The organism is Modestobacter sp. SYSU DS0290 (genome assembly GCF_054050955.1).
On record NZ_JBJHAI010000022.1, the window covers coordinates 1 to 16,856 of the forward strand.

At 73.3% G+C, this 16,856-nt stretch carries 16 protein-coding genes; 5 read left to right on the top strand and 11 right to left on the bottom strand.

The window, feature by feature from the left end; all coding sequences use genetic code 11:
* Nucleotides 1-129: 129 nt before the first annotated feature.
* From rpmA to ACI795_RS16290, 5 genes are all read right to left on the bottom strand, one after another.
* Entirely contained in the window at nt 130-396 is a 267-nt protein-coding gene (gene rpmA, locus ACI795_RS16270; protein WP_457076582.1) for a 50S ribosomal protein L27, read from the bottom strand.
* Between the two features lie 7 nt (nt 397-403).
* Nucleotides 404-715 (bottom strand): 50S ribosomal protein L21, encoded by a 312-nt coding sequence (gene rplU / locus ACI795_RS16275; protein ID WP_457076583.1) that lies wholly within the window; start codon nt 713-715, stop codon nt 404-406.
* Nucleotides 716-956: 241 nt separating this feature from the next.
* Complete coding sequence (locus tag ACI795_RS16280; RefSeq protein ID WP_457076584.1) at nt 957-4,187, bottom strand: Rne/Rng family ribonuclease; 3,231 nt, start codon at nt 4,185-4,187, stop codon at nt 957-959.
* A 264-nt stretch (nt 4,188-4,451) separates the two neighbouring features.
* The gene (locus ACI795_RS16285) at nt 4,452-5,219 is read right to left on the bottom strand and encodes a TIGR03936 family radical SAM-associated protein (RefSeq protein ID WP_457076585.1); all 768 of its coding nucleotides are present in this window, start codon (nt 5,217-5,219) and stop codon (nt 4,452-4,454) included.
* Entirely contained in the window at nt 5,219-7,144 is a 1,926-nt protein-coding gene (locus tag ACI795_RS16290) for a TIGR03960 family B12-binding radical SAM protein (RefSeq protein ID WP_457076587.1), read from the bottom strand. The genes ACI795_RS16285 and ACI795_RS16290 overlap by 1 nt, the downstream gene beginning before the upstream one ends.
* Before the next feature lie 169 nt (nt 7,145-7,313).
* Here ACI795_RS16290 and ACI795_RS16295 point away from each other — a divergent pair, with 169 nt between their 5' ends.
* Together ACI795_RS16295 and ACI795_RS16300 are read left to right on the top strand one after the other, a co-directional pair.
* Nucleotides 7,314-7,580 (top strand): helix-turn-helix transcriptional regulator, encoded by a 267-nt coding sequence (locus ACI795_RS16295; protein ID WP_457076588.1) that lies wholly within the window; start codon nt 7,314-7,316, stop codon nt 7,578-7,580.
* Nucleotides 7,577-8,080, top strand: coding sequence for a hypothetical protein (locus ACI795_RS16300; protein ID WP_457076589.1), 504 nt, complete (start codon nt 7,577-7,579; stop codon nt 8,078-8,080). The genes ACI795_RS16295 and ACI795_RS16300 overlap by 4 nt, the downstream gene beginning before the upstream one ends.
* Nucleotides 8,081-8,157: 77 nt before the next feature.
* Here the strand turns inward: ACI795_RS16300 and ndk are convergent, their stop codons facing one another.
* Nucleotides 8,158-8,580, bottom strand: a complete 423-nt coding sequence (ndk, locus tag ACI795_RS16305) for a nucleoside-diphosphate kinase (protein ID WP_153360659.1) — start codon at nt 8,578-8,580, stop codon at nt 8,158-8,160.
* Between the two features lie 73 nt (nt 8,581-8,653).
* Between ndk and ACI795_RS16310 the strand changes: the two genes are divergently transcribed.
* Nucleotides 8,654-8,872 carry a helix-turn-helix domain-containing protein gene (locus ACI795_RS16310; RefSeq protein ID WP_457076590.1) on the top strand — a complete coding sequence of 73 codons (219 nt, stop codon included), beginning with the start codon at nt 8,654-8,656 and terminating at the stop codon, nt 8,870-8,872.
* Between the two features lies 1 nt (nt 8,873).
* A complete protein-coding gene (locus ACI795_RS16315; protein WP_457076591.1) occupies nt 8,874-9,416 on the top strand; it encodes a Clp protease N-terminal domain-containing protein in 543 nt (180 codons plus the stop codon).
* Between the two features lie 57 nt (nt 9,417-9,473).
* Here ACI795_RS16315 and ACI795_RS16320 read toward each other — a convergent pair whose 3' ends face one another.
* The 3 genes from ACI795_RS16320 to folC form a co-directional block, all read right to left on the bottom strand.
* Entirely contained in the window at nt 9,474-9,752 is a 279-nt protein-coding gene (locus tag ACI795_RS16320; RefSeq protein WP_457076592.1) for a hypothetical protein, read from the bottom strand.
* A 121-nt stretch (nt 9,753-9,873) separates the two neighbouring features.
* On the bottom strand, nt 9,874-10,242 hold the full coding sequence (locus ACI795_RS16325; RefSeq protein ID WP_457076593.1) for a DUF4233 domain-containing protein: 369 nt from the start codon (nt 10,240-10,242) through the stop codon (nt 9,874-9,876).
* Nucleotides 10,239-11,615, bottom strand: a complete 1,377-nt coding sequence (gene folC, locus ACI795_RS16330; protein ID WP_457076594.1) for a bifunctional tetrahydrofolate synthase/dihydrofolate synthase — start codon at nt 11,613-11,615, stop codon at nt 10,239-10,241. The genes ACI795_RS16325 and folC overlap by 4 nt, the downstream gene beginning before the upstream one ends.
* Before the next feature lie 19 nt (nt 11,616-11,634).
* On the opposite strand from folC, the gene valS reads away from it, so the two are divergent.
* Complete coding sequence (gene valS / locus ACI795_RS16335) at nt 11,635-14,223, top strand: valine--tRNA ligase (protein WP_457076595.1); 2,589 nt, start codon at nt 11,635-11,637, stop codon at nt 14,221-14,223.
* Nucleotides 14,224-14,265: 42 nt separating this feature from the next.
* Here the strand turns inward: valS and ACI795_RS16340 are convergent, their stop codons facing one another.
* Both ACI795_RS16340 and clpX read right to left on the bottom strand, forming a co-directional pair.
* Nucleotides 14,266-15,177 carry a DUF559 domain-containing protein gene (locus tag ACI795_RS16340; protein WP_457076596.1) on the bottom strand — a complete coding sequence of 304 codons (912 nt, stop codon included), beginning with the start codon at nt 15,175-15,177 and terminating at the stop codon, nt 14,266-14,268.
* Nucleotides 15,178-15,325: 148 nt separating this feature from the next.
* Nucleotides 15,326-16,597 (bottom strand): ATP-dependent Clp protease ATP-binding subunit ClpX, encoded by a 1,272-nt coding sequence (clpX, locus tag ACI795_RS16345; RefSeq protein ID WP_457076597.1) that lies wholly within the window; start codon nt 16,595-16,597, stop codon nt 15,326-15,328.
* Nucleotides 16,598-16,856 lie beyond the last annotated feature (259 nt).

Below are 16,856 nucleotides of genomic sequence, written 5' to 3' on the forward strand. Positions count from 1 at the left end.
TCGCCCCGGTCGCGCCCCGCCCGCCGCGCGCCGCCGCGCCCCGCCCCGCCGCCCCCCCCCCCCCCCCCCCCCCCCCCCCCCCCCCCCCCCCCCCCCGGGTGGTGCGAGTGGTTCGAGAGCTGTCGGTGCTCAGACCCCGGCGGTCTCGACCGCGGAGACCGAGACGACCCGGCGACCCCGACGGTGGCCGAAGGTCACCGCGCCCGGCTCGAGGGCGAACAGCGTGTCGTCCTTGCCGCGGCCGACGCCCAGACCCGGGTGGAAGTGGGTGCCGCGCTGGCGGACGATGATCTCGCCGGCCTTGACGACCTGGCCGCCGAACCGCTTCACGCCCAGGCGCTGGGCGTTCGAGTCGCGGCCGTTGCGGGAGGACGAGGCGCCCTTCTTGTGTGCCATGTCGTCGTCAGCCCTTCGTGATGTCGCGGACCACGACGCTGGTCAGGGGCTGACGGTGCCCCTGCCGCTTGTGGTACCCGGTCTTGTTCTTGAACTTGTGGATCTTGATCTTCGGACCCTTGCCGTGCTCGACGATCTCGCCGGTCACGGTCACGCCGGCCAGCGCCTGCGCGTCGGAGGTGACGGTGTCGCCGTCGACCAGCAGCAGGGCCGGAAGGGTGATCGTGTCACCGGCCTCTCCGGCGAGGCGGTTGACGGTGAGCGTGTCACCGACACCCACCTTGTGCTGCGCTCCACCGGCCTTGACGACTGCGTACACCACTGACTCCTCGATCGGTTCTCAATTGTCCAGCACTGTGTCCTGCGCGCACACCGGCACGGTGGCCAGGTGCTGGACGGGTCGCCGACCTCTGTTGAGGTGATGCGCGAGGCACTCGACGTGCCGTCGCGCAGCGGCAACCCGACCAGCGTACCCGAGCCCGGGCGTCCGGGTCGAACACGGCCCCCGTGCGGGGCTCCACCGCGAGCTCACTCGCGGTGGAGCCCCGCACGGGGGTCCGTCACGAGGCCGGCGGGCCGGCCGGGCGGGACGCCGCCCGGCGACGCCGCGGCCGGGCCACCGCCGGGGCAGCCGCCTCGGGAGCGGGGTCCGCGGCGGCAGCCGCCGGCTCGGCCACCGGCTGCGGGGCGACGACCACCGTCGGCACCGGCGCATCGGGGGCCACCGGCCGGGACTCCTCGCCGGCCGGCACCTCGTCCTGCCCGACGGCCGGAGCCGGCGGGGTCTCGGCGACACGGCCGGCCAGCAGCGTGTCCGGCGTGGCCGCCTCCCCGGCGCCCTGCGCCGCCGGAGCCGCGATCACGGCGGGAGGCGCCACCGGGCTCGCGGCCTCGGTCGGCTCCTCCGCCACCACGGGAGCGTCCGCACCGGCCGGCACCGGCTCCTCCGGCGTCCCCGGGGCGGCCGCTGCGGGCTGGTCGGCCGGCACCACACCGGACTCCGCATCCGGACCAGCGGCGGCGAGCACCGCGGCGTCCTCGGCGGCCCGGGCCTCCCCGGACTGCCCACGCCCCCGCCGTCCCCGGCTGCGCCGGCCGCTGCGGCCCTCGGACCCGGACTCGCCGCCCTGCTCGTCGGTGCCACCGGACGTGGCGGGGGCGTCGTTCGCCTGCACCCGCTCGGCGGAGGCGTCGGCGTCCTTGCCGGAGAGCTCCTTGGCCGAGCTCCGGCCGGCGTCCTTGGCGTTGTCCTTCCCGGCGTTGTCCTTGCCGGCGTTGTCCTTGCCGGCGCTGTCGCCCCGGTGCTGGTCGCGGTTGCGCCCGTTCCCGTTGCCGCCACTGTTGCCCTGCCCGTTGCCACCGCCGTTGCCGCCACCGCCACGACGCTTCTCGTCGACCGGGTCGGTGTGCACCAGGACGCCTCGCCCACGGCAGTGCTCGCACGGCTCGGAGAAGACCTCCAGCAGCCCCTGGCCGACCCGCTTGCGGGTCATCTGCACCAGGCCCAGCGAGGTGACCTCGGCGACCTGGTGCTTGGTGCGGTCGCGTCCCAGGCACTCGGTGAGCCGCCGCAGCACCAGGTCGCGGTTGCTCTCCAGGACCATGTCGATGAAGTCGATGACGATGATCCCGCCGATGTCGCGCAGCCGGAGCTGGCGGACGATCTCCTCGGCGGCCTCGATGTTGTTCCGGGTGACCGTCTGCTCCAGGTTGCCGCCCGAGCCGGTGAACTTCCCGGTGTTGACGTCGACGACGGTCATCGCCTCGGTGCGGTCGATGACCAGCGAGCCACCCGAGGGCAGCCACACCTTGCGGTCGAGGGCCTTGGCCAGCTGCTCGTCGATCCGGAGGTCCCGGAAGACGTCGCCGGTGCCGGTGTAGCGCTGCAGCCGCTCGGACAGCTCCGGGGAGACGTGCGCGACGTAGGCCTCGACGGTGTCCCAGGCGTCGTCGCCCTGCACGACCAGCCGCTTGAAGTCCTCGTTGAAGACGTCGCGGATCACCCGGATGGCGAGGTCCGGCTCGCCGTAGAGCAGCGTCGGCGCGCTGCTGGTCGACTGCGCCTTGGTCTGGATGACCTCCCACTGCGCCTGCAGCCGGGCCACGTCGCGGGTGAGCTCCTCCTCCGAGGCGCCCTCCGCCGCGGTCCGGATGATCACACCGGCGTCCTCGGGGACGATCTTCTTCAAGATGTCCTTGAGCCGGGTGCGCTCCTTGTCCGGCAGCTTCCGGCTGATGCCGGTCATCGACCCGCCGGGCACGTAGACCAGGAACCGGCCGGGCAGGTTCACCTGCTGGGTCAGCCGGGCGCCCTTGTGGCCGATCGGGTCCTTCGTGACCTGCACCAGGACCTTGTCGCCGGACTTCAGCGCAGTCTCGATCGAGCGCGACTTGCCGGTCAGGCCCGCGGCGTCCCAGTTGACCTCACCGGCGTACAGGACGGCGTTGCGCCCCTTGCCGATGTCGACGAACGCCGCCTCCATGCTGGGCAGCACGTTCTGCACCCGGCCGAGGTAGACGTTGCCGGCGAAGGAGGTCGCCTGCGCCTGGGTGACGTAGTGCTCGACCAGGACGTCGTCCTCCAGGACGGCGATCTGGGTCCGCTCACCGGACTGCCGGATGACCATGGCCCGGTCGACGGCCTCGCGGCGGGCGAGGAACTCCGACTCGGTGAGGATCGGCGCGCGGCGGCGGCCACCGTCACGACCCTCCCGGCGGCGCTGCCGCTTGGCCTCCAGCCTGGTCGAGCCGGCCACGCCCTTGACGTCGTCCTCGCTGCTGACCCGGCCGTTGCGGCCGGCCCGCTCGGGGCGGTCGTCGGCGTCCTCGGCCGCGTCGTCACCGGCGTCGCCACTGCTGCCGCGCCGACGGCGCCGCCGCCGGCGACGGGTGCTGGACCCGCTGCCGCCCTCGGCGTCGTCGGAGTCGTCCGCGTCGTCGGACCCGCCGGACTCCTCGGTGTCGTCGGTGTCCTGCGCACCGTCGCCGCGGGACTCCCCGGCGGTCTGCTCGCCCGTGTCCTCGTCGGTGTCGCCGGAGTCGTCCCCGGACCGGCCACGGCCACGGCCACGGCGACCCCGGCGACGCCGCCGGCTGCTGCCGGCGCCACCGTCGTCGTCCCGGTCGTCGCCGTCCCGGTCGTCCCGGTCGCGCTCGTCGGTGTCCTGCTCGTCGTCGGAGCGCTCGGCCTGCTCCTCCGCCGCGGCCAGCACGGCGACGTCCTCGACGTCGGGCGTGCCGTCCTCGCCGTCGGCGGGCCGGCGCTTGCGCGAGCGACGCGCCGGCGCGGCCGGCCGCTCGTCACGCTCGGACTGAGTGGCGGGCTCCGGGTCCGCCGGGGACTCCGCCTCGGTCCGGCGGCTGCGCCGGCGCGGCGCGACGGCCTCGGGCTCGGGCGGTGCCATGAAGCTGACGAAGGCGGGCGCCACGGGCGGGGCCGCCGGCGGCGGGGCCACCGAGTCGGGGTCGGCGGCCAGCGCCGGGCGAGTGGCCCGGCGACGGGGCCGCGCGGTGACCGCGGTGGGCTCCGGGGAGCTGAACTGGGCGCCGAAACGGGGGGCCTCGTGCTCGGGGTCCTCGGCCGGCCGGGACGCCGGCTCAGCGGCCTCGGCCGCCGCGTCCTGGACGGTCTCGTCCTCGGCCGGCGACTCCTCCTCGGCCTCCTCGGCCGGGGACTCCTGCTCGGTCACCACCTCGGCCTCGTCGACCGGGCCGGGGCCCGGCGGAGCGGCGGTCGGCTGGACCTCCGCTGCCTCGGTGGTGCTGTCGTTCTCGTCGATGCGGTCGGCCACGAAGGGCTCGCCTCCTGGTGCGCTCCCGGGCGCCGATCGTCTCCGACTGGCGGCCGCGCAGGAACGCGGGTTGGGCGGGTCGGGCGGCCACACCGAGGTGCGGCGGGGTCGGCCGGCCCGCGAAGTCTGGTCGCGCCCCGGCCGGTGCGGCTGGGGCCCGGTGGTGCAGCAGGATCGCGGGTGGTGCGGTGGTGCAGAGCTCTTGGGTCGCGCCACGGCTGGCAGACGTGTCGCAGACGGCGTCCGGCACCCGGTCCCGCCGGTTCAGACCTGCGCGCGCTCCTCCTGGCAGCAGGAACGCACCGCACGATCTGGGCCGAGCGGGTCGGCGACGTCACCACTCTCGTCGAGCCGGCCCTGCGCCTCACGCACGGCCCGTGGGGGCGACGGCGGGTGCAGGTCGGCGACGACAGCCAGGGCAGCCATCACGTCGTCCGGTCGCACGGTCGGCGTGAGCTGCCGTACGACCACCTGCAGTATGGCACAACCTGTGTCGCCCGCCACCGACGCGCGGACCACGGCGGCCCGGACGTCGACGTCCTTGGTGCCGGTCTTGGCCCGCTTGGTGACCGTCACGGTCTCCCGCGCGAGCAGCTCTGCGACGGCCACCGACAGCTCCTCGGGGGTCACCCCGGGCAGGTCGACCCGCCAGCGCGTCGCGTCGAGCCGGTCGGCGAGGGAACCGGTCCCCTCCCCCGCCTCGACGCACTCCAGCACGTCGATGCCGGGGGGCAGCGACGCGTCGAGGGCGGCGCGGACCTGCTCCGGGTCACGGCGCTGGGAGAGGCCGATCTCCACGTACTCGGCCTCCGACGCCGCCCCCGTGGGCGCCGCACCCATGTAGGAGATCTTGGGGTGCGGGCTGAACCCCGCGGAGAACGCCATCGGCACCTGGGCCCGGCGCAGCGCGCGCTCGAGCGCGCGGGCCAGGTCACGGTGGGAGGCGAAGCGCAGCGGCCCGCGCTTGGTGTAGCGCAGCCGCAGCTTCTGCACGGTCGGCGGTGGGGGCGGGCCGTCGGGCTGGCGGGCCACTACCGGACGACCGTGAGCGGGAGCAGGCTGCGCCCGGTCGGGCCGATCTGGATCTCGGTGCCCATCGTCGGGCAGACACCGCAGTCGTAGCAGCCGGTCCACCGGCAGTCGCCGACCTCCTCCTCGGAGATCGCCTCCTGCCAGTCCTCCCAGAGCCACTCCTTGTCCAGGCCGGAGTCCAGGTGGTCCCAGGGCAGCACCTCGTGCTCGGTGCGCTCGCGGGTGGTGTACCAGTCGAGGTCGACGCCGAACGGGGCGAGCTCCTCGGCCGCGGCCGTCGTCCACCGTTCGAAGGAGAAGTGCTCGCTCCAGCCGTCGAAGTGGCCGCCCTCGCGCCAGACCCGCTCGATGACCCGGCCGACCCGGCGGTCGCCGCGCGACAGCAGCCCCTCGATCACGCCGGGCTTGCCGTCGTGGTAGCGCAGGCCGATGGAGCGGCCGATGCGGCGGTCGGCGTTGATCGCCTCGCGCAGCACCTTGAGCCGGTGGTCGATCGTCTCGGCGCTGGCCTGCCCCGCCCACTGGAAGGGCGTGTGCGGCTTGGGCACGAAGCCACCGATGGAGACCGTGCAGCGGATGTCCTTGCTGCCGCTGGCCTCGCGGCCGGCCCGGATGACCTCGACCGCGAGCTCCGCGATCTCCAGCACGTCCTCGTCGGTCTCGGTGGGCAGACCGCACATGAAGTACAGCTTCACCTGCCGCCAGCCGTTGGCGTAGGCGGTGGTGACCGTGCGGACCAGGTCCTCCTTGGACACGGTCTTGTTGATCACCCGGCGGATCCGCTCGCTGCCGCCCTCGGGGGCGAAGGTCAGCCCGGAGCGGCGGCCGTTGCGGGACAGCTCGTTGGCCAGGGTCACGTTGAACGCGTCGACCCGGGTGCTGGGCAGGCTCAGGCCGGTGTTGGTGCCCTCGTACCGGTCGGCGAGCTCGGTGGCCAGCTGGCCGATCTCGGAGTGGTCGGCGGAGCTCAGCGAGAGCAGGCCCACCTCCTCGTAGCCGGTGGCCTTCAGCCCGGCGTCGACCATCGAGCCGATGCCGGTGATCGTCCGCTCACGAACCGGGCGGGTGATCATGCCCGCCTGGCAGAACCGGCAGCCCCGGGTGCAGCCGCGGAAGATCTCCACGCTCATCCGCTCGTGCACGCTCTCGGCGAGCGGCACCAGCGGCTGCTTCGGGTAGGGCCACTCGTCCAGGTCCATCACGGTGCGCTTGCCGACCCGCGCCGGGACGTCGTCCCGGGTGCGCAGCACCTCGGCGATCGTGCCGTCGGCGCCGTAGGTGACCGCGTAGAAGCGGGGCACGTAGACGCCGTCGACCCGGGCCAGCCGGGCCAGCAGCTCGACGCGGCCGCCCGGGCGGCCCTGGGCCTTCCAGGCGGCGACGACGTCGGTGATGTCACCGACGACCTGCTCGCCGTCGCCGAGCACCGCACAGTCGACGAAGTCGCTGACCGGCTCGGGGTTGAAGGCGGCATGCCCGCCGGCGACGACGACCGGGTGGGTCTCGTCGCGGTCGACCGCGTGCAGCGGGACCCCGGCGAGGTCGAGGGCCTCGAGCAGGTTGGTGTACCCCAGCTCGGTGGCGAAGCTGACGCCCAGCAGGTCGAAGTCGCGCACCGCGCGGTGGCTGTCCACGGTGAACTGACCGACGCCGTGCTCGCGCATCAGCGCGGCCAGGTCGGGCCAGACGGCGTAGGTGCGCTCGGCCAGGGCGTCGGCGCGCTCGTTGAGCACCTCGTAGAGGATCATGAGGCCCTGGTTGGGCAGGCCGACCTCATAGGCGTCGGGGTACATCAGCGCCCAGTGGACGGCGACGTCGTCCCAGGGCTTCACCTGGGCGTTGAGCTCACCGCCGACGTACTGGATCGGCTTCTGGACCTGGGCCAGCAGGGGCTCGAGGCGGGGGTACAGGGACTCACCAGTCATGACCTGCCCAGGGTAGCCGCCACCGCGCACCAGCTCCCCCCTCCGGCGGGTGGGCGGCCGCGCCGACCCCGCGCGGCGGGACCTGCGCGTCGGCACCCGGACGTCGCCACTCAAGACGAAGACCATGATTCATTGCTCGCTAGATAGCAATAATGCTATGTTCCGTGGCATGGGACGACAACCGCGGAGCGAAGCGGACAAGGTGTACGACCGCATCGGCGTGCTGCGCGCCGACCGGGGCGTGAGCCGGAAGGAACTGGCGGAGGCCGTCGGCGTGCACCCGCAGACCATCGGCTACGTGGAGCGCGGCGAGTACAGCCCGTCCCTGGCTCTGGCGCTGCGCATCGCCCGCTACTTCGACCTGCCGGTCGAGGCGGTCTTCTCCCTCGAGCCCCTGCCCTCGCTCAGCCAGGAACTCCTCAGGAGGACGTCATGACACAGTCGCCGACCCCGACCCACCTCGCCCGCACGTTCGAGGACGAGCGCTACGCGTGGGCCCGACGCCCACGGGTCCGCCGGCGGGCGGTCGTCGCCCAAGCGGCACTGCTCGTGGCCCTGATCGCCGCCACCCTCGCCGCCGCGGGGACCGGTGAGGGGTGGTCGACGTGGTTCTTCGCCGCCTGGTCGATCGGCATGCTCTCGTTCATCCCGCTGCACTCGGTCCTGAGCCTGGGCATCCGCGGCGTCCTCGACCGGGACAAGCGGTCGCTCGACGAGCACCAGCGGCGACTCGGCGAGCGGTCGCACAACGCGATGGCGTGGCCGAGCGCGGCGCTGACGTTCGCGGCGTTCTCGGGAGCGGTCACGCTCGTCACCCTCACCGACCACGTCGAACTGGCGCTCTGCCTCGGCTTCCTGCTCTGGTTCACCAGCGGTCTGCTGACCTACTGGCACCTGGCGTGGACCTCCCCCGAGGAGCCCGGCACGGAGGACTGAGCCGCCCACTCCCCCGCCGGATCGCCGCGCACCCCGGGGTCAGCCCCCGGGGTGCACGTCGCCGGCCCGGCGGGTCGTCAGCCCAGCTGGGGGAAGAACAGTGCGATCTCGCGCGCGGCCGACTCGGGCGAGTCCGAGCCGTGCACGATGTTCGCCTGGACCTCGAGGGCGAAGTCGCCGCGGATGGTGCCGGGGCCGGCCTTGACCGGGTCGGTCGCGCCGGCCAGCGCGCGGAAGGCCTCGATGGCCCGCGGGCCCTCGACGACCAGGGCCATCAGCGGAGCGCTGGTGATGAACTCCACCAGCGAGCCGAAGAACGGCCGCTCGCGGTGCTCGGCGTAGTGGGTCTCGGCGACCTCGGCGGTCAGCGTGCGCAGCTCGGCGGCGACCAGGCGCAGGCCCTTGGCCTCGAGCCGGGCGATCACCTGGCCGACCAGGCCGCGGGCCACGCCGTCGGGCTTGACCAGGACGAGAGTGCGCTCAGCGGTGGGTGCAGACACGGGCGGGAGCGTACGGGACGACGTCCGTCAACTCCGGTTGACAGCCCCCGGTCGTCAACCTAAATTGACAGGCGTGTCCACCACCGACGTCACCGCGGCCGCCGCGGCCGACGACCCGGCGACCGGGCTGCGCGCCATCCGCGCCCTGCGCGAGCTCGCCGACCGCCTGGAGACGCTCCAGGTGGCCAGCGCCCGCGACCGGGGCTGGTCGTGGCAGCAGATCGCCGAGGCCCTCGGCGTCAGCCGGCAGGCCGTCCACAAGAAGCACGCCACCTCGAGAAGGGACCGCTGACGTGTTCGAGCGCTTCACCGACGAGGCCCGCCAGGTCGTCGTCCGCGCCCAGCAGGAGGCCCGCGACCTGCGGGCGGACCGGATCGAACCGGTGCACCTGCTGCTGGCCGTCCGCTCCGGGAGCGGACGGGGCGCCGACGCCCTCGCCGCCGCGGGGATCGATCCCGCACGCCTGACCACCGCGGTCACCACCGCCGCCGATCCGCTCGACCCGGCGGCACTGGCCGCGCTCGGCGTCGACCTGGACCAGGTGCGGGCCACCGTGGAGGCACGGTTCGGCCCCGGTGCACTGGACCCGGGCCGGGAGAGCGGCGGCCACCTCCCCTTCGCCGAGGGCAGCAAGCGCGCGCTGGAGCAGGCCCTCCGGCACGTGGTCGGTGCCCGACGACGCCTGCGCCCCACCCGGGGCCGTGGCATCGACAGCGGCGACGTCCTGTTCGGCGTCCTGGACGTGGGCGACCCGCTGGTCCAGGCAGTGCTGGCGGAGCTGGGCACCACCGCGGCGGCCGTGCAGGACCGGGTCGACGCCACCGAGGCGGCGTGACGGGAGCAGGTCTCAGCCGGCAAGGCCTCAGCCGGCAAGGTCTCAGCCGGCGAGGTCTCAGCCGGCGAGGTCCATCCGGGCCATGTGCCGCCACAGCTCCTGGTCCTTCTCGCTGAGCCCGTTCCAGCAGTCGTAGCTGTTGCGGGCGTGCAGCTGCTGGGCCCGGCGCTCGACGGCGTCCTCGGGCAGCCGGAAGCGGACGCGCGCGGCGTAGTCGACGATCGTCGTGCTGATCGGCCCGGCCGGGCCGATCACCGGCTCGTCCGTGGTGCTGCGTCGCGCCTTGCGCCCGGGCACGTCGTGGCTGCCCCCGCAGCAACTCCTGTGGTCTGCCATGACCTCTCCCCCGTCCCCAGCGGTGTTTCAGCAGAGCGTGATCACCTCTGCACCGTTGGTCACGGCGAGCTTCGCGCACTTCTCGCGTCGAGCGTGCGGCCACTCGCCCGATCGGGTGAGCTCAGCCGGCCGGCGGCGGACCGAACGCGGTGCCCAGCAGCTCCTTGCGGATCTGCAGCAGGTAGAGCCAGATGAGCAGGAAGACCCCGCCGACGAACCACATCGCGCCCCCGAGCAGCCCGGTCAGCAGCAGCGGCACCTGCAGCACGGTGCCGATCAGCAGCCCCTGCGGACGACGCTGCAGCCCGCTGGCGAGGACCAGCACCAGCGCGAGAGCCAGCACCGACCACAGGCCGACGCCGGAGAGCCCACCCTCGGTGGGCGCGAACGCGCGCGGCACGAACAGCACCGCGATCCCCTCCAGGAACAGGATCGCCGCGGCCGCGCCGCCCAGCGCCTTCCCCGCGCGAACCGGATCGGGAGCGGTCATGCCCGCCGGCCGGCGAGCAGCGTGCGGGCCTCACCGGCGGTGATCACGCTGCCGGTGACCAGCACGCCGGAGCCGCCCAGCGCGTCGTCCGGCCCGGCCTCGGCGAGTTCGATCGCCGACTCGAGCGCCTCGGTCAGCCGCGGGTGGACGCTGACCCGGTCGGCGCCGAAGACGTCGACGGCCAGCGCCCCCAGCTCGTCGGCGGGCATGGCGCGGGCGGAGCTGTTCTGGGTGACGACCAGCTCGGCGCACAGCGGCTCGAGCGCCTCGAGGATCCCGCTCACGTCCTTGCCGACGACGCACCCGACCACGCCGACCAGCCGGGTGAAGTCGAAGGACTCGCGCACCGCGTCGGCCGTCGCGGCCATCCCCGCCGGGTTGTGCGCGGCGTCGATGAGCACGGTCGGCGAGGTGCGCACGCGCTCGAGCCGGCCCGGCGACCGCACGCCGGCGAAGGCCTCGCGGACGACGTCCTGGGCGATGGGTCCGCTGGCCGCACCGGCACCCAGGAACGCCTCGACCGCGGCCAACGCCACGGCGGCGTTCTGCGCCTGGTGCGCCCCGAACAACGGCAGGAACACCTCGTCGTACTCCCCGCCGAGGCCCTGCAGGCGCACCTGCTGCCCACCGACGGCCACCCGCCGCTCCAGCACGCCGAACTCGGTGCCCTCGCGGGCGACGGTGGCCTCGACCTCGATCGCCCGGCGGACCAGGGCCTCCAGGGCACCGGCCGGCTGGTGGGCCAGCACCGCGACCGAGTCGGCCTTGATGATCCCGGACTTCTCCGTGGCGATCGTGGCGACGTCGGGGCCCAGGTACTCGGCGTGGTCCAGGGAGACCGGCGTGACGACGGCGACCCGCGCGTCGACGACGTTCGTGGCGTCCCAGGTGCCACCCATGCCCACCTCGACGACGGCGACGTCGACCGGGGTCTCGGCGAACGCGGCGTAGGCCAGGGCGACCGTCACCTCGAAGAACGACATCGGCACGTCCCCGCCGGCGTCGACCATCTGCACGTAGGGCGCGATGTCGTCGTACACCTCGACGAAGCGCTCGGCGCTGATCGGCTCCCCGTCGATGACGATCCGCTCGCGCACCGTCTCCAGGTGCGGGCTGGTGAACCGGCCCACGCGCAGGCCGAAGCCGCGCAGCAGCTCGTCGACCATCCGCGCCGTCGTCGTCTTGCCGTTGGTGCCGGTGACCTGGACGACCGGGAACGCGCGGTGCGGCGAACCGAGCAGGTCGACCAGCGCGGTGATGCGGGTCAGCGACGGCTCGAGCCGGTTCTCCGGCCAGCGCGCCAGCAGCGCCTGCTCGACCCGGGCCAGCTCTGGGTCCCCGGCCGCCTGCCCTGGGGAAATGGAGGTGCTCATCGCTCTTAGGATGCCAGTCATGGCAGCCGACACCTCAGCCCTGGACAGCACCGCTCCGGGAGCGACCGTCGGTGTACCCGACAAGCCCACCCTGGAGGGACTCGAGGCGAAGTGGGTCGCCCGCTGGGCCGAGGGCGACACCTACGCCTTCGACCGGGCCGCCGCGCTCGCCGCCCCCCGCGCGCAGACGTACGCCATCGACACCCCGCCGCCGACGGCCAGCGGCTCACTGCACGTCGGGCACGTGTTCAGCTACACGCACACCGACATCGTCGCCCGGTACCAGCGGATGCGCGGCAAGCACGTCTTCTACCCGATGGGCTGGGACGACAACGGCCTGCCGACCGAGCGGCGGGTGCAGAACTACTACGGCGTCCGCTGCGACCCCTCGCTCCCCTACGACCCGGCGTTCGAGCCCCCGGCCAAGCCCGGCAAGGACCAGCAGCCGATCTCCCGGCGCAACTTCGTCGAGCTCTGCGAGCGGCTGACGGCCGAGGACGAGGAGGAGTTCGCCAAGCTGTGGCGGCGGGTGGGCCTGTCGGTCGACTGGTCGAACGTGTACCGGACGATCTCCGAGACCTCCCGGGCCACCGCGCAGCGGATGTTCCTGCACAACCTCGCCCGCGGTGAGGCCTACGCCCAGGAGGCGCCGACCCTCTGGGACGTCACCTTCCGCACCGCGGTCGCGCAGGCCGAGCTGGAGGACCGGGAGCGCCCCGGCGCCTACCACCGCATCGGCTTCACCGGGCCGTCCGGTGACCCGGTCTTCATCGAGACCACCCGCCCCGAGCTGCTGCCGGCGTGCGTCGCGCTGGTCGCCCACCCCGACGACGAGCGGTACCAGCCGCTGTTCGGCAAGACGGTGACGACGCCGCTGTTCGGCGTCGAGGTGCCGGTGGTCGCCCACCGACTCGCCGAGCCGGACAAGGGCTCGGGCATCGCGATGATCTGCACCTTCGGCGACCTCAACGACGTCACCTGGTGGCGCGAGCTCCAGCTGCCCACCCGCGCCGTCATCGGCTGGGACGGCCGCTTCGTCGCCGAGCCGCCGGCCGACGTCCCCGCCGACGTCTACGCCGAGCTGGCCGGCAAGACCGCCTTCAGCGCGCAGCAGCGGGTCGTGGAGCTGCTGCGCGAGTCCGGCGACCTGGTCGGCGACCCGAAGCCGATCACCCACCCGGTGAAGTTCTTCGAGAAGGGCGAGCGCCCGCTGGAGATCGTCACCACGCGGCAGTGGTACATCCGCAACGGCGGCCGGGACGCCGACCTGCGCGAGGCGCTCATCGCCCGCGGCCGGGAGATCCAGTGGGTGCCCGAGCACATGCGGCACCGCTACGAGAACTGGGTCGAGGGCCTCAACGGTGACTGGCTGATCAGCCGGCAGCGGTTCTTCGGCGTGCCGTTCCCGGTCTGGTACCGCCTGGACGACGAGGGCGAGCCGGACTACTCCGCCCCGATCCTGGCGCCGGAGTCCGCGCTGCCGGTCGACCCCTCCTCCGACGTCCCCGAGGGCTTCACCGAGGACCAGCGCGGCAAGCCCGGCGGCTTCATGGCCGACCCCGACGTGATGGACACCTGGGCCACCTCGTCGCTGTCGCCGCAGGTCGCCTCGGGCTGGGACACCGACCCGGAGCTCTTCGCGCACGTCTTCCCGATGGACCAGCGGCCGCAGGCACACGACATCATCCGGACCTGGCTCTTCTCCACCGTCGTCCGCGCGCACTACGAGCACGGCACGGTGCCGTGGACGCACGCCACCATCTCCGGCTTCGTGGTCGACCCCGACCGCAAGAAGATGTCGAAGTCCAAGGGGAACGCCACCACCCCGATCGACGTGCTGGAGCGCTACGGGACCGACGCGGTGCGCTGGCGTGCCGCCGGGGCGCGGCCGGGTGCCGACTCCCCGTTCGACGAGGCGCAGATGAAGGTCGGCCGCCGGCTGGCCATGAAGCTGCTCAACGTCGGCAAGTTCGTGCTGGGCCTGGGTGCCTCCACGGCGCTCACCGCCGAGCAGGTCACCGAGCCGATCGACCGCGGGCTGCTGGCCGCGCTGGCGGCGGTGGTCGACGAGGCCTCCGCGGCGATGGAGGCCTACAACTACACCCGGGCCCTCGAGGTCACCGAGGCGTTCTTCTGGTCGTTCTGCGACGACTACGTGGAGCTGGTGAAGTCCCGCGCCTACGGAACCGGGGACGCCGCGGTGTCCGCGCAGGCCACGCTGGCGATCGCGCTGTCGGTCCAGCTGCGGCTGTTCGCGCCGGTACTGCCGTTCGTCACCGAGGAGGTCTGGTCCTGGTGGCAGACCGGCTCGGTGCACCGCGCGCTGTGGCCGGCCGCGCCGGAGCTGCCGACCGGCGGTGACCCGGCCGTGGTCACCGCGGCGGCGGAGGTGCTGTCTGCCGTCCGGAAGGCGAAGTCCGACGCGAAGGCCTCGATGCGCGCCGACGTCGCGACGACGACGGTGACCGCGCCCGCGGCCCGGGTCGCCGCGATCGAGGCGGCGCGGGCCGACCTCGCCGACGCCGGCCGGATCACGGAGCTGTCGATCGTCGCCGGCGGGGACTCGCTGCGCGTCGACGTCGTCCTCGCGGAACTCCCGGACGCCTGACGACGTGCGCTGAGGCCGGGTCCTGAGGGCGGGAACCCGGCCTCAGCGCCCACCGAGCAGCCGTAGCCGCGTCTGGTAGGTCGCGAGGATGTTCTGCTGGCAGGCCTCCGGCTCGGTGGTCAGGCGGGCGTAGCCGTACCGCAGCGTCTGCCACCCCAGGGTCGCGACCAGCGCGTCGCGACGGATGTCCCGCTCCCGCTGGCGCCGGGACCCGTGCCACGCGGCACCGTCGAGCTCGACAGCGAGCATGGCCTCCTCGTAGGCCGCGTCGAGCAGGAACCGCTCCCCCGCCACGACGACGAGCCGCTGCTGGGTGAAGGCGGGCATGCCCGGCTGCTGCAGGACGCGCAGGCAGCCCCAGACCTCCAGCTCGCTGCGGCAGCCCTGACGCAGGAGTGCGATCAGGTGCGCGAGCTCGGCGCGGTCGCGCAGTCGTGGGCGCCGGGCCAGCTCCCACGCCAGGTCCTCCGGCCGGCACAGTCGCCGGCGGACGGCGTCGATCGCCGCGGCGCGGACCACTGCCCGCCGTACCGGCCCCGGCGCGCCCCAGGTGTCGATGACCGCCCGCTCCGCGCAGGCGACCGGGATGCCGTGGACCCGGCGGACCGCATCGGGCAGACCGCTCCCGCGGTGCACCCGGACGCCGGCCGACCCGCGGCCGCTGCGGGTGCCCTCGACGGTGAGGTGCACCGGTCCCGGGGGCGGGGGCACCAGGTCCCAGAGCGCGAGGGCCGAGGCGTGGCTGACCACGGCCCGCCGGGTGAGCGCTGCGGCCGCCACCCGGGTTCGCCAGTGCCCTGCGGCCGTCGGCGTGGCGAACACGCCCGGCTCCAGGCGGACCAGCTTCCCTGCGGCCACCCACGCGTCCACGGTCCCGCGGTGGACCCGGCGGACCAGCTCCTCGCGGGTCGCCCACCCCAGCGGTCCCACGACCGCCTCGACGTCCCACGTCACCGGATGAGCGTGCGACCTCGTGAGCCGGACGGGCAGGCGGTCGCCCGATCTGTGGACGGGACCTCAGAACGTGCGCAGAGGCCGGGTTCCCGATGCGGGAACCCGGCCTCTGCGCACGTGCTCGGGGCCGGCCGGGGCCGGCGGCGGGTCAGGCGCTCTTCTCGCGGGGGGCGCGGCTGGGCTTGCGGGGCACGATCGTCGGGTTCACGTGCTCCAGCACGACATCCTTGGTGACGACGACGGTGGCGACGTCCTCCCGGCTGGGGACGTCGTACATGACCGACTGGAGGACCTCCTCCATGATCGCCCGAAGCCCACGCGCGCCGGTGCCTCGCAGGATCGCCTGGTCGGCGATCGCCTCGAGGGCGTCGTCGGTGAACTCCAGCTCCACCCCGTCGAGCTCGAACAGCCGCCGGTACTGGCGCACCAGGGCGTTCTTCGGCTCGGTGAGGATGTTGATCAGGGCCTCACGGTCGAGCTTCTGCACGCTGGTGATCACCGGGAGCCGGCCGATGAACTCGGGGATCATCCCGAACTTCATCAGGTCCTCGGGCATGACCTGTGCGAAGGCGTTGGCCTCCTCGATCTCGGCCTTGCCGCGGACCTCGGCGCCGAAGCCGATGCCCTGCTTGCCGGTGCGGGCCTCGATGACCTGGTCCAGCCCGGCGAACGCGCCACCCACGATGAACAGCACGTTGGTGGTGTCGATCTGGATGAACTCCTGGTGCGGGTGCTTGCGCCCACCCTGCGGCGGCACCGACGCCGTCGTCCCCTCGAGGATCTTCAGCAGCGCCTGCTGCACGCCCTCGCCGGAGACGTCGCGGGTGATCGACGGGTTCTCGCTCTTGCGGGCGATCTTGTCGACCTCGTCGATGTAGATGATCCCGGTCTCGGCGCGCTTGACGTCGTAGTCGGCCGCCTGGATCAGCTTCAGCAGGATGTTCTCGACGTCCTCACCGACGTAGCCGGCCTCGGTCAGCGCGGTGGCGTCGGCGATCGCGAAGGGGACGTTGAGCATCCGGGCCAGGGTCTGCGCCAGGTGCGTCTTGCCACACCCGGTGGGGCCCATCAGCAGGATGTTGGACTTGGCCAGCTCGACCGAGTCGTCGCGGGTGCCCGCGCCACCGGCCTGCACGCGCTTGTAGTGGTTGTAGACGGCCACGGCCAGCGTGCGCTTGGCCTTGTCCTGGCCGATGACGTACTGCTCGAGGAAGTCGTGGATCTCCTTGGGCTTCGGCAGCTCGTCGAACTTCAGGTCCGACGACTCCGAGAGCTCCTCCTCGATGATCTCGTTGCAGAGGTCGATGCACTCGTCGCAGATGTAGACCCCGGGGCCAGCGATGAGCTTCTTGACCTGCTTCTGGCTCTTCCCGCAGAACGAGCACTTGAGCAGGTCGCCGCTCTCACCGATACGTGCCACCTGGCTGACCTCCACCTCGAGTGGGACGGCACTGTGGCTGCCCCGATACGCGTTGTCGTGCCCTGTCGACGCCCGATGTGGTGGGCGCCCTGCATGTCCCTGCGGTGCGGACCGAACGGTGCGGACCGGGGATCGGGCGTTCGCTGAACCTACCCGGCTGGGGTGACGTTCCGGAGGAGGAACGCACCCGGGTCGTCCGCTACGCCACACCCGCCCCGGCTCCCCCGTGAGGCCGCCAGCGGACTCACGGGTTGGGTGA